12 protein-coding genes are annotated in these 12,655 nt (G+C 71.6%); 4 read left to right on the top strand and 8 right to left on the bottom strand.

Annotated features, from left to right (window positions below; all coding sequences use genetic code 11):
• Positions 1-6 precede the first annotated feature (6 nt).
• Positions 7-1,005 carry a glycosyltransferase family 2 protein gene (locus tag ACZ6EM_RS14825; protein ID WP_401043740.1) on the top strand — a complete coding sequence of 333 codons (999 nt, stop codon included), beginning with the start codon at positions 7-9 and terminating at the stop codon, positions 1,003-1,005.
• Between the two features lie 103 nt (positions 1,006-1,108).
• The gene (locus tag ACZ6EM_RS14820) at positions 1,109-2,110 is read left to right on the top strand and encodes a YihY/virulence factor BrkB family protein (RefSeq protein ID WP_452179715.1); all 1,002 of its coding nucleotides are present in this window, start codon (positions 1,109-1,111) and stop codon (positions 2,108-2,110) included.
• Positions 2,111-2,171: 61 nt separating this feature from the next.
• Here the strand turns inward: ACZ6EM_RS14820 and ACZ6EM_RS14815 are convergent, their stop codons facing one another.
• On the bottom strand, positions 2,172-3,359 hold the full coding sequence (locus ACZ6EM_RS14815) for a D-alanyl-D-alanine carboxypeptidase family protein (RefSeq protein ID WP_465772511.1): 1,188 nt from the start codon (positions 3,357-3,359) through the stop codon (positions 2,172-2,174).
• 136 nt (positions 3,360-3,495) lie between these two features.
• Here ACZ6EM_RS14815 and ACZ6EM_RS14810 point away from each other — a divergent pair, with 136 nt between their 5' ends.
• On the top strand, positions 3,496-3,756 hold the full coding sequence (locus tag ACZ6EM_RS14810; protein WP_465772510.1) for an SCO4848 family membrane protein: 261 nt from the start codon (positions 3,496-3,498) through the stop codon (positions 3,754-3,756).
• A gap of 92 nt (positions 3,757-3,848) precedes the next feature.
• Positions 3,849-5,465 (top strand): hypothetical protein, encoded by a 1,617-nt coding sequence (locus ACZ6EM_RS14805; protein ID WP_452179717.1) that lies wholly within the window; start codon positions 3,849-3,851, stop codon positions 5,463-5,465.
• 64 nt (positions 5,466-5,529) lie between these two features.
• Here ACZ6EM_RS14805 and ACZ6EM_RS14800 read toward each other — a convergent pair whose 3' ends face one another.
• The 7 genes from ACZ6EM_RS14800 to ACZ6EM_RS14770 form a co-directional block, all read right to left on the bottom strand.
• On the bottom strand, positions 5,530-6,303 hold the full coding sequence (locus ACZ6EM_RS14800; RefSeq protein ID WP_359911565.1) for a succinate dehydrogenase iron-sulfur subunit: 774 nt from the start codon (positions 6,301-6,303) through the stop codon (positions 5,530-5,532).
• Positions 6,303-8,045, bottom strand: a complete 1,743-nt coding sequence (gene sdhA, locus ACZ6EM_RS14795) for a succinate dehydrogenase flavoprotein subunit (RefSeq protein ID WP_401048872.1) — start codon at positions 8,043-8,045, stop codon at positions 6,303-6,305. The genes ACZ6EM_RS14800 and sdhA overlap by 1 nt, the downstream gene beginning before the upstream one ends.
• A 51-nt stretch (positions 8,046-8,096) precedes the next feature.
• A complete protein-coding gene (gene sdhD, locus ACZ6EM_RS14790) occupies positions 8,097-8,588 on the bottom strand; it encodes a succinate dehydrogenase, hydrophobic membrane anchor protein (protein ID WP_359911559.1) in 492 nt (163 codons plus the stop codon).
• 8 nt (positions 8,589-8,596) lie between these two features.
• A complete protein-coding gene (sdhC, locus tag ACZ6EM_RS14785) occupies positions 8,597-8,977 on the bottom strand; it encodes a succinate dehydrogenase, cytochrome b556 subunit (protein WP_033332398.1) in 381 nt (126 codons plus the stop codon).
• A 368-nt stretch (positions 8,978-9,345) separates the two neighbouring features.
• Positions 9,346-9,831: a 2-oxo-4-hydroxy-4-carboxy-5-ureidoimidazoline decarboxylase gene (locus tag ACZ6EM_RS14780; protein WP_359911557.1), complete on the bottom strand. Its 486-nt coding sequence runs from the start codon at positions 9,829-9,831 to the stop codon at positions 9,346-9,348.
• Positions 9,832-10,167: 336 nt separating this feature from the next.
• The gene (locus tag ACZ6EM_RS14775) at positions 10,168-11,817 is read right to left on the bottom strand and encodes an alpha/beta hydrolase (protein WP_465772509.1); all 1,650 of its coding nucleotides are present in this window, start codon (positions 11,815-11,817) and stop codon (positions 10,168-10,170) included.
• A gap of 73 nt (positions 11,818-11,890) precedes the next feature.
• Positions 11,891-12,646: an SDR family oxidoreductase gene (locus ACZ6EM_RS14770; protein WP_465772508.1), complete on the bottom strand. Its 756-nt coding sequence runs from the start codon at positions 12,644-12,646 to the stop codon at positions 11,891-11,893.
• Positions 12,647-12,655: the final 9 nt, after the last annotated feature.

Below are 12,655 nucleotides of genomic sequence, written 5' to 3'. Positions count from 1 at the left end.
GGGTCCGTGTCCCGTTTCAGCGTGATCGTCCCCGTGTACCAGGTCCAGGACTACCTCTCCGAATGCCTCGATTCGGTACTCGGCCAGGACGGCCCGGACTTCGAACTGATCGCCGTGGACGACCGCTCCCCGGACGGCTGCGGCGCCCTGCTGGACGAGGCCGCGGCCGCCGACACCAGGGTGCGGGTGCTGCACCTGCCGGAGAACGTCGGCCTCGGCCGGGCCCGCAACGCCGGCCTGGAGGTCGCCACCGGGGACTACGTGATCTTCCTCGACAGCGACGACACACTCACCCCCGGATTGCTGAAGGGCATCGACGAGCGGCTCACCGCCACGGGTGACCCGGACATCCTGGTTTACGACTACGCCCGCACCTACGCCGACGGCCGGATCACCCGGGCCGCCTCCGCCCACGTCTTCGGCGCCGCCTCCCCGGACGTCTTCGACCTCGACGCCCGCCCCGACCTGCTCGACCTGCTCCAGGTCGTCTGGAACAAGGCCTACCGCCGCGGCTTCATCGCCGAACAGCGGCTGGTCTTCCCGGCCGGCTACTACGAGGACACCCCCTGGACGTACCCGGCGCTGCTCGCCGCCGCCCGGATCACCCTGCTCGACCAGGTCGGCGTGCACTACCGCCAGCGCCAGGAGGGCGGCAACATCCTGGCCACCGCCAGCCGCAAGCACTTCGACGTGTTCGCCCAGTACGACCTGGTCTTCGCCTTCCTCGACCGCCGCCCCGACCTGGAGCGCTGGCGCCCGGTCGTCTACGGCCGGATGCTGCACCACCTCAACACCGTGGTCTCCAAGCCCGGCCGGGTCCCGCCCGGCGACCGCCGCGAGTACTTCCGCCGGGCCGCCGGGCACTGCGCCCGGCTGCGGCCGGCCGGCTACCGGCCGCCGGCCGGCGTGGACGGCGTGCGCACCGAACTGCTCAGCCACGGCCGCTACGGGGCCTACCAGGCCGTCCGAGCCCTCGCCAAGGCCCGTCGACTCGTCAAGCGGTAGCCGCGGGGCGTCCTGCCGGTCCTCGCCGGGGCCGCCGAAACCCACGGGACACCCACCCGGGGCCTGACGCCCATTCGGGGGACAGGGCCGGTATAACCGGTGGGTGGACTTCCTGACCCGTCTGCCGGTCCTCGGCCCGCTCGTGGCCCGGGTGCTGCGCAGCCGCCCGTACCGGGTGTACGAGTACTTCTCCGCCGCCCGGGGCAACCGGCTGGCCGGCGCCGTCACCTTCTTCGGCTTCCTCGCCCTCTTCCCGCTGCTCACGGTGGGCCTGGCGATCGCCGCCGCGGCGCTCAGCGACGACCGGGTGCACGAGCTGCAGAAGCACATCTCCGACCAGCTGCCGGGGCTCTCGGACGCGCTCAACCTGCCGGCCCTGGTGTCCAACGCGGGCACCGTCGGGCTGGTCGGCGGGGCGCTGCTGCTGATCTCCGGCCTCGGTTGGGTGGACACCATGCGCACCTCGATCCGGGACCTGTGGCAACTGCCCCAGGAGGAGGGCAACCCGGTGCTGCGCAAGGCCTGGGACGTGGCGGTGCTGGGCGGCCTCGGCCTGGTCTCGCTGTTCTCGCTGGCCGCCTCCGCCACCGGGACCACGCTGGCCGGCCGGATCGCCGACGCGATCGGCCTCAACAGCGGGTACCTGCTCACCGCCGTCGGCGTGCTGATCGCCATAGCGTGCGACATGCTGCTCTTCGCCTACCTGCTGGCGCCCTTCCCCGGCATCACCGACCAGCGCCGCCGGGACCTCGTGCAGGGCGCGCTGATCGGCTCCGTCGGCTTCGAGCTGCTGAAGCTCCTGCTCGCCTCCTACCTGGGCTCGATCGCCGGACGGAGCCTCTACGGGGCGTTCGCCACGCCGGTCGCGCTGCTGCTGTGGATCAACTTCGTCTCCCGGCTGCTGATGTACTGCGTGGCCTGGACGGCGACGGCCGACCCGCGGGCCGCCCGGGAGCGGACCAGGGCGCACGGGCGGACGCTGCTGGAAGCGGCCGACAAGGCGGAGGCGGCGGCCCGGGCGGACGCCGCGGAGCAGGCCGCCCGGGCCCGGAAGAAGGAGAGGACGGAGAGAAAGGGAAAGGGGAAAGCTCGGCCCCAGGACTGAGGCCGGGCCCTGCCGCGGGCCGGTGTTCAGCCGGTTCGGCGTCGGCGGATCAGCCGGCGGATCAGCCCGCGGAGCGGCGCCGCAGCACCACCGCGCCGTACCCGAGCGCGGCACCGGCGAGCACCACGGCCGACCAGCCGACGACAGCGAACCGGCCGCCCCCGCCCGCCGCGCTGGGCGCCGCGGCCGCCGGTGCGGCGGGGTGCGGCGGCGGCACGGGCGTGCTGTCACCGCCGCCGGCCTGGCCGGTCGGCTCGGCGCCGCCGGGCGGGAGCTCGTCGACCAGCCGGCCGACCGGCTGGACCTTGCCGGCCGCGGCGAAGCCCCAGTCCAGCAGCGCGGCCGTCTCGTCGTACACCTTCTGGTAGCTCGACGGGTGCATCACCGTCACCAGCAGGGTGCGGCCGTCGCGTTCGGCGGCGCCGACGAAGGTCGAGCCGGCGTTGGTGGTGGTGCCGTTCTTCACGCCGATCAGGCCCGGGTACTTGCCCAGCAGCCGGTCGGTGTTGGCGATCCCGAAGCTGCCGCGTCGGCCGGTGTTCCGGTCGACGGCGCCGGGGAACATCGCGTCCCGGGTCGCGCAGTACATCCGGAAGTCCGCGTTGCGCAGACCGGCCCGGGCGAACAGCGACAGGTCGTAGGCCGAGGACACCTGGCCGTCCATGTCGTAGCCGTCCGGGGAGATCACCCTGGTGTCCCGCGCCTGGAGCGTGTCGGCGCGCGTCTGCATCTCGGCGACGGTCTGCTGCACCCCGCCGTTCATGTGCGCCAGGACGTGCACCGCGTCGTTTCCGGAGCTCAGGAAGACCCCGCGCCACAGGTCCTCGACCCGGTAGTCCAGGTTCTCCTTGATGCCGACCAGGCTGCTGCCGGGGCCGATCCCCTGGATCTCCTCGTCGGCCACCCGGTGCACCGCGTTGCGGTCGAACTTGGGCAGCACGGTGTCCGCGAACAGGATCTTCAGAGTGCTCGCCGGGGGCAGCCGCAGATGCGGATTGCTGGCCGCCAGCACCTCCCCCGACACCGCGTCGGAGACTATCCAGGACTGGCCGGTGAGGTCGGCGGGCAGCGGCGGAGCGCCCGCCATCGGGGCGACCTGCACCCCCGGGAGCCCGAGCCGCTCGCCGCCGATCGCGACCGACGGGGGCTGCTGCTGCGGGGCCGCGCCCGCCGGGGCGGCGAGCAGTACCGGCAGGGCCGCGGTGACCGCGGCGCACAGGCGCGCGAATGTGAGACGGGGTGTGGGCACCAGCAGACCGTACCCACTCACGGCTCCCGGCGCCCTCCCCCCGGGGCCCGTCCTCCGCAGGAGGGGCCCGCCCTACGCCGATCGGCGGCCCGCGCATACTGGGGAAGCACACCGCCTTCACACGCCGAGGACCCCCATGAAGCTCAGCCGCCGCACCTCCTGGTTCCTGACCGCCTTCGGGGTCTGGTCGATCGTCATCTGGACGACCTTCGTGAAGAACCTCTGGAAGGACTCCGGCGGCCAGGCCTTCACCAACGGCGACCACTCCCAGCCCACCACCTTCTTCTGGGTCCACCTGCTCCTCGCCGTCACCTCCTTCGCCCTCGGCATCGCCGTCGGCACCATCGGCGTGCGCGGCCTTCGCGCCACCACCCGCCGCACCCCGGCCACCGACTGAGAATCCCCGTTGCCGCTGTCGGCCCCCACTGGCAGGATCCTCACCGCTCGTGCACGTCTCGAACAGATCTGCCGACAGAGGGTGGGGATTCCTTGAAGAAGCACACGCGTTCACGCAGGCTCGGGGGGCTGGTCGCGGCGACCGTGGCCGCGGGCCTGCTCACCGTGCCGACGGCGGCCGTGGCCGACACGGCACCGACCGTCCTCGGGACGGAACAGGGCGGTGACTACGTCACCAGCGCCTGCGACTCGACCACCGTCCCGTTCTGGAGCGGACGGACCATGTACGGTCCGAAGCTCGTCGCGAACGTCACCGGCACCAGTGCCCGGTTCAGCGTCCGGGACGAGACCACGGGCGCCCAGGACCCGGTGTACACCGGTGAGGCGCAGGCCTACGGCCAGCGGTCCAGCGTCAAGGTCCCCGGCCTGCTGGACGGGCACAGCTACGCCTGGCACGCCTGGGCCCTCCAGGACACCCAGGCCTCCGCCCCGTCGGCGGACTGCCGCTTCTCGGTGGACACCACGAGCCCGACCGTCACGGCCTCCTCGACCGATTTCCCGGCGAGCGGCCCCGCCACCAAGTACGCGGGCCAGACCGGCACCTTCGTCCTCACGGGGCTCGACCCGGCGCCGGCCGGCGGCACGGCCTCCGGCATCGACTGCTTCCGGTACGGCTGGAACTACCTCGGGGTCGGCGACTGCAATTCGACGAACGCTGTCCGGCCGGACGCCGACGGTACGGCGAAGGTCGACCTCAGGGTCGTGGACTGGGGCACCAACACCCTCATCGTCCAGGCGGTCGACAGGACGGGCAACGTCGCCTCGGCCTCCTACACCTTCTACGCCCGGTCGAACCCGAACCCGCCGAAGACGCTCGGAGACGTCGACGGGGACGGCACCGCGGACATCGTGCTGCCCGACGCCCAGGGCAACCTGCAGTACATCGGCGTGAACGCGACCGACACCACGCCCAACGCGACGATCCGGGCGCTCGCCTCGCCCGACCACAACGGCTGGGCGTCGTACCGGGTCGTCCACCGCGGCTGGACGGACGACCACGCGCCGTCCCTGGACGACCTGTTCCTCCACCGGCCGGGCTCGGGCGCCCTCTACCTGTACCGGAACTTCGACTACGGCTCCTTCGACCGGAGCCTGCTCGGCGCCCGGCGTTCGACCAGCTGCGTGGACGCGACGGGCACGGACGTGCCGTGCCCCGCGGACTACGCCTCCGACTGGTCGAAGGCGGACCAGATCGTCGCGCTGGGCCCGGCGGCCGGAGGCTTCGACCCGGCGCTGGTGACACTGGAGAACGGCGACCTCTGGCTGCACGCCGGAGGCGACTTCGCGTACGGCTGGCAGACGGCCCGCAAGCTCACCACGTCAGGCGGCTGGGCCGGCTACGACCTGGTCGCCCCGGGTCCGGACACGGCCGGGAACCTCGCCCTGTGGGCACGCGACCGGGCCACCGGCGAGCTGCACGCGTACCCGGTTCCGAAGCAGGCCGACGGCACCTTCGACTACTCCGCCCTCGCCGACCCCTCGGCGAACGTGGTCGCCACGGGCTTCACCACCGCCGCGTACCCGACGCTCGGCAGCTCGGGCGACGGTGATGGGGACGGCACGCCGGACCTGTGGGCCGTCACTCCCGACCGGCACCTGGTGACCTTCAGCGGCTGGTCGGCGCCGAAGGACCTCGGCGCCCTGCGCTGAAACGGGCGAAGGCCCCCGCCCGATCGGAGGATCGGGCGGGGGCCTTCGGGGTGTCGGGCGGGGATCAGAAGCGGCGGGTGACCAGCGCCCGCTTCACTTCCTGGATCGCCTTGGTGACCTCGATGCCACGCGGGCAGGCCTCGGAGCAGTTGAAGGTGGTGCGGCAGCGCCACACGCCCTCACGGTCGTTGAGGATCTCCAGGCGCTGCTCGCCGCCCTCGTCGCGCGAGTCGAAGATGAAGCGGTGCGCGTTGACGATGGCGGCCGGGCCGAAGTACTGGCCGTCGTTCCAGAACACCGGGCAGGACGACGTGCACGCGGCGCACAGGATGCACTTGGTGGTGTCGTCGAAGCGCTCGCGGTCCTCGGCGGACTGCAGGCGCTCCCGGGTCGGCTCGTTCCCCTTGGTGATGAGGAACGGCATGACGTCCTTGTACGCCTGGAAGAACGGGTCCATGTCCACGACCAGGTCCTTGAGGACCGTCAGGCCCTTGATGGCCTCGATCGTGATCGGCTTCTCCGGGTCGACGTCCTTGATCAGGGTCTTGCACGCCAGCCGGTTGCGGCCGTTGATCCGCATGGCGTCGGAGCCGCAGATGCCGTGCGCGCAGGAGCGGCGGTAGGTGAGGGTGCCGTCCTGCTCCCACTTGATCTTGTTGAGCGCGTCCAGGACGCGCTCCTTCGGGTCCATCGTCAGCTGGTAGTCCACCCACACCGGGTCCGGGTGCTCCTCCGGGTTGAACCGGCGGATCCGGAAGGTGACGGTGATCGGCTGGACGGCACCGGCTTCGACCGCGTCCAGAGCGGCCGAGTGCTTCTCCACGGTCGGAGTGCTCATCAGTACTTACGCTCCATCGGCTGGTAGCGGGTCGTGACGACCGGCTTGTAGTCGAGGCGGATGGAGGTGGTGCCGTCGGCGGCAACCTCCTGGTACGCCATGGTGTGCTGCATGAACTTCACGTCGTCACGGGTCGGGAAGTCCTCGCGGTAGTGGCCGCCGCGGGACTCCTCGCGGGCCAGCGCGGAGACGGCCAGCACCTCGGCCAGGTCGAGCAGGTTGCCCAGCTCGACGGCCTCCAGCAGGTCCGTGTTGTACCGGAAGCCCTTGTCCTGGATGGAGACGTTCTTGTAGCGCTCCTTCAGCGCGGCGATGTCCTCGACCGCCTGCTTCAGGGTGGCGCCGGTGCGGTACACCATCGCGTTGGCGTCCATGGTCTCCTGCAGTTCCTTGCGGATCTGCGCCACGGACTCGGTGCCGGTGCTCTCGCGCAGGCCGTCGACCAGGGCCTGGACCTTCTCGGCCGGGTCCTCGGGCAGCTCGACGAACTCGTTGGCGTTGGCGTAGTCGGCGGCGGCGATGCCCGCGCGACGGCCGAACACGTTGATGTCCAGCAGCGAGTTGGTGCCCAGGCGGTTGGCGCCGTGCACGGACACGCAGGCGACCTCGCCGGCCGCGTACAGGCCCGGGACGATGTCGGTGTTGTTGCGCAGGACCTCACCCTCGACGTTGGTCGGGATGCCGCCCATGGCGTAGTGCGCGGTGGGCTGGATCGGGATCGGGTCCGTGTAGGGCTCGATGCCGAGGTAGGTGCGCGCGAACTCGGTGATGTCCGGCAGCTTGGCGTCCAGCTGCTCCGGCGGCAGGTGGGTCAGGTCCAGGTAGACGTGGTCGCCGTCCGGACCGCAGCCGCGGCCTTCGCGGATCTCGGTGTAGATCGCGCGGGAGCAGACGTCACGGGACGCGAGGTCCTTCATGACGGGGGCGTAGCGCTCCATGAAGCGCTCGCCGTCCTTGTTGCGCAGGATGCCGCCCTCGCCGCGGGCGCCCTCGGTGAGCAGGATGCCCATGCGCCAGATGCCCGTCGGGTGGAACTGGAAGAACTCCATGTCCTCCAGCGGCAGGCCGCGGCGGTAGACCAGGGCCTGGCCGTCACCGGTGAGGGTGTGGGCGTTGGAGGAGACCTTGAAGAACTTGCCGGTGCCGCCGGAGGCGAAGACGACCGACTTGGCCTGGAAGACGTGGATCTCGCCGGTGGCCAGCTCGTACGCGACGACGCCGGAGGTCTTGCCCTCGCTGATCAGCAGGTCGAGGACGTAGAACTCGTTGAAGAACTCGACGCCGTGCTTGACGCAGTTCTGGAACAGCGTCTGGAGGATCATGTGGCCGGTGCGGTCGGCCGCGTAGCACGAGCGGCGGACCGGGGCCTCGCCGTGGTTGCGGGAGTGACCGCCGAAGCGGCGCTGGTCGATCCGGCCCTGCTCGGTGCGGGAGAAGGGCAGACCCATCTTCTCCAGGTCGAGGACGGCGTCGATGGCCTCCTTGCACATGATCTCGGCGGCGTCCTGGTCGACCAGGTAGTCACCGCCCTTGACCGTGTCGAAGGTGTGCCACTCCCAGTTGTCCTCCTCGACGTTGGCGAGGGCGGCGCACATGCCGCCCTGGGCCGCGCCGGTGTGGGACCGGGTCGGGTAGAGCTTGGTCAGGACGGCGGTGCGGCTGCGCTGCGTCGACTCGATGGCCGCTCGCATGCCGGCGCCGCCGGCGCCGACGATGACGGTGTCGTACTGGTGAATCTGCATGGGGGGTTAACTCGCCTCTGGCCTCTGCCGATGGTCGATGGTGCTCGCGGCTCAGATGTTGGGGTCGAAGGTGAAGATCACCAGGGTGCCGAGCAGCACGGTGAAGACCGTGGCGGTGCCCATGAGCCCCTTGAGCCAGAGCCGGGTCGAGTCCTTCTCGGCGTAGTCGTTGATCACCTGACGCATGCCGTTGGCGCCGTGCAGCATGGCGAGCCAGAGCATCAGGAGGTCCCAGCCCTGCCAGAACGGCGAGGCCCAGCGGCCGGCCACGAAGGCGAAGCCGATCTTGGAGACGCCGCCGTCGAGCACCAGCATGATCAGCAGGTGGCCGAGGATCAGCACGACCAGAACGACACCGGACAGGCGCATGAAGAGCCAGGCCAGCATCTCGAAGTTGGTGCGGGTGCGACGCGGGGTCTTCTTGGTCCGCTGGCGCGGAGGCTCGATGACGAACGCGTCGGCGGGGTTGCCGGTGCCCAGTCCCCTGCCGGTGTGCGCCTGCTTGGAGGGGACGACGATGGCGTCGGAGTATTCCGTGGACATGTCTCGGCTCACTTCCCGAACCAGGAGATCAGCGTGTGCTGGAGGATCCCGTAGAAGGAACCGGCCATCAGGACGACCCAGACGCCGACGACGGTCCAGAGCATCTGCTTCTGGTACTTCGGGCCCTTGGACCAGAAGTCCACTGCGACGACGCGCAGGCCGTTGAGGGCGTGGAACAGGATGGCGGCCACCAGGCCGTACTCCATCAGGTTCACGAGCGGAGTCTTGTACGTCTGGATGACGGTGTCGTAGGACTCCGGCGACACTCGCACGAGGGCGGTGTCCAGGACGTGGGCGAACAGGAAGAAAAAGATGAGGACGCCGGTGACTCGATGAGCCACCCAGCTCCACATGCCTTCCCGGCCGCGGTACAGCGTTCCAGCCGGCACGGAAAAACCCTCCGGAAGCGATTGGGGGCTCGGCCGGCTTCGGTGTCGGTCAGCCCGGCCGGGTACGGTCCACCGGCCGCCAGCATCCTATCGACGCCTTTCCGTGAACCGCCTCCGGGGGCCCCAGGTGTGATCAATCAGGCACTTCTGGCCTAGCGGGGCGGGAACCAAACCCGAGGGCGTCACGATGGGTGACGGCATGCCCGCGCCCCGTGCCGGAAGGTGAGGGGCGCGGGGCGGGGCGGGTTCGGATTCGGTGGTGGTTCGGATCGGATGGTGCCGCGGCCTCACTCGTCCGGGCGGTTTCGTGGGCGGGGTCACCCGCGCGGGTGAAGAGGAGTGGGTGAGGAGGAGTGGGTGATGTGCGCTCAGCGCGCCGCGGCCTCCGAGGGGGTGGCGACCAGGTGCTCCAGGCGGGTGAGGGCGATCCGGCGGAGTTCGTCGGACGCGATCAGCCGCTCCTCGTCCGGGTCGTTGGCGAGGCGGGTGCGGATGGAGGAGAGCACGGTGTCGAGCATCTCCTCCGGGGCGACCCCTTCCAGGCAGACCACGAAGACGTGGCCGAACCGGGCCTCGTACGCGGCGTGCGCGGCCCGCAGCGCGGTGTGCGCGGCCTGGCTTCCGGGAGCCCGCATGCCGAGCAGCGGCTGCGGCATCCAGCTCTCGTCCGCCAGCGCCTCGGTGAGGTCGGCCGGGCGGAGGTCGTAGGAGGCCTCGCTGGCGGCGGCCAGCAGGGACTCGATGTCGGGGTAGGGCCGGTGTGCGGTGAGCCGCAGGGCCCAGCGGTGGCTGCCGCAGCAGGCCAGCAGGGCCTCCTCGGCAGCGCCGGCGTCGGCTTCGTTGAAGCGGTGCAACCCGAGGAGGGTCGGCTCTGTTCTGACGTCGAGCCGCTGTGACGGGATGTCGCTGGCCAGCGGGTCCTCCTCGTGAGGGCGGGAAGGTGCCGGTGGAGTGGGGTGGTGAACCGGTGGGATGGGGGCTGCCGAGGGGCGCGTTGGCGCCGGTCGACCTGCGCCTCAAAGGTAGTTGAGCGGTCATCAGTTGGGGAGGGCGCGCGCCGAATTCATCCGGACGAGCTATCAAGTTGTGACGTTGACACCTGCGCGTCAGCGCCCTCCCCGCGTCCTGCCGCCGGCCGCGGCGCCACCGTCCACCGAGGACCCGGGCCGGGCCGGGCCGGTCCACGGGACTCAGTCGCAGCGGGTGCCCGCGGCCGGCATCGTGCCCTCGGTCAGGTAGGCCTCCATGGCCCGGTCGATGCAGGCGTTGCCCTTCCCGAAGGCGCCGTGCCCCTCGCCGACCCGGGTGAGCAGGGTGGCGTTGGCGAAGCCCTTGGCCAGCGCCTCGGCCGAGGCGTACGGGGTGGCCGGGTCGCCGGTGCTGCCGACCACCAGGATCGGCGCGCTGCCCTCGGCCCGCACGGTGTGCGGCGTCTCCTGCGTCCTGAACGGCCAGTAGGCGCAGCCGGCCTCGCTGAAGTCGTCCACCGTGACGCCCCTGGACATCAGCGGCGCCTCGGCGAGCAGCCGGTCCACGGCGGCCCTGGCGTGCTCGGGGGTGGGCGCGGGGCGGGCGGCGTCGGCGCAGCCGATCGCGTTGTTGGCCTCGTCCACCGGGCTGTAGTGGCCGTCCGCGTCCCGGCCGTTGTAGTCGTCGGCGAAGGCCAGCAGGTAGTCGCCCTTGTCGCGCACCATCGCCCAGCCGAGGGCGGCGCGCAGGTACTTCCAGGCGGTCGTCTCGTCGCCGTAGAGGAGCGAGATGGTGCCGGTCCAGGCCTGGTCGCGGCCGAGCTTGCGGCCGTCCTTGGTGGTCAGCGGGTGGTCGTACAGCCCGTCGAGGAAGTCGGCGGCCTTCTTGGCGGCCTTGGTGCCGTCCTTGCCGAGCGGGCACTCGTCGGCGTGGTTCTCCACGCAGTCGGCGGCGAAGCGCTCGAAGGACTTCTCGAAGCCGACCTGCTGGTCGACCCCGTGGTCCAGCCGGTCCTGGCCGGGGTCGACCGCGCCGTCCAGGATCAGCCGGCCGGTGTTCTTCGGGAACTCCTCGGCGTAGAGCGCGCCGAGGTACGTCCCGTAGGAGATGCCGAGGTAGTTGAGCTGCTTGTCGCCGACCGCGGCGCGCAGCACGTCCAGGTCGCGGGCGGTGTTGCGGGTGCCGACGAAGGGCAGCAGCCTGCCGGACCTGGCCTGGCAGGCGGCGGCGTGCTCGGTGGCCTGCTTGACGTGCTCGGCCTTGCGGACGGCCGGGTCGAGGGAGGCGTCCGTCTGGTTGACGGCGTCGTGCTGCTTGTCGTCGTAGCAGACGACCGGGGAGCTGTCGCCGGTGCCGCGGGGGTCGAAGCCGACCACGTCGAAGCGGTCGTGCAGGGTGCCGGCGAACTGCTTGGCGCCGTACGTGACCATCCCGACGCCGGATTCGCCGGGGCCGCCGGGGTTGACCATCAGCGAGCCGATCCGCTGGTCCGGCTTGGCGGCCGGGTACTTGACCAGCGCGAGGTCGAGGGCGTCGGTGGCGGGGGCGGCGTAGTCCAGCGGGACGTGCAGCGTGCCGCACCGCAGGCCGGATATGTCGATCTTGGCTTTCTCGGCCCGGGCGTCGGCCGGGCAGTCGGCCCAGGTGATCTGCTGGCCGTAGAACGGCTTGAGCGCCGGGTCGGCCTCGCCGGTGGGCCTGGGCGTCGGTGTCGGGGAGGCCGTGGGGGTGGCGGCGGCGGGCGCGGTGGTGCCCGCGGCCCGGTCCTGGGCCGGCGCGGCGGTGTCGTCGCAGGCGGAGGCGAGGAGCAGGGTGCCTGCCGCCAGCGCGGCCAGCAGGACCCGTGGGCGGGCGGCCCGGAAGGTTCTCATCGCACGTGTGTACCACCGGGGGGTGATGTGTTCGATCTTGGCCCCTGCTCCGGGGCCGCCCGCCGGGCCGGGCTCAGGCGCGGTGGACCTTGTGGTTGGCGGCCTGCGCCCGGGGGCGGACCACCAGCAGGTCGATGTTCACGTGCGAGGGCCGGGTGACCGCCCACGCCACGGTGTCCGCGATGTCCTCCGAGGTGAGCGGTTCGACCACGCCCGCGTACACGGCGGCGGCCTTCTCCTCGTCGCCGCGGAAGCGGGTGACCGCGAAGCCCTCGGACTTCACCATGCCGGGCGCGATCTCGATCACCCGGATCGGCTCCCCGCACAGCTCCAGCCGCAGCGTGGCGGCGATGGTGTGCGCGGCGTGCTTGGCGGCGACGTACCCGCCGCCGCCCTCGTAGGCGGCCAGCGCGGCGGTCGAGGAGAGCACCAGCACCGTGCCATCGCCGGTGGCCCGCAGGGCCGGCAGCAGGGCCTGCGTCACGTGCAGCACGCCGAGCACGTTCACCTCGTACATGGCCCGCCAGTCGGCCGGGTCCCCGTGCTCGACGCTCTCCGCGCCGATCGCGCCGCCGGCGTTGTTCACCAGGACGTCCACCCGGCCGACCGCGGCGGCGAAGGCGTCCACCGCGGCCCGGTCGGTGACGTCCAGGGTGACCGCGCGGGCCGAACCGCCCCGGTCGGCGATCTCCTCGGCCAGCGCCTCGACGCGGTCGGTGCGCCGGGCGGTCAGCACCACGTCGAAGCCCTCGGCGGCCAGCCGGCGGGCGGTCGCCGCGCCGATTCCGCTGCTGGCACCGGTGACCACGGCCACCTTCTGCTCGGTCATTGCCACTCC

It is taken from the genome of Kitasatospora sp. NPDC041917 (genome assembly GCF_055589745.1).
This window is presented reverse-complemented; position numbering and strand designations above follow the sequence as displayed.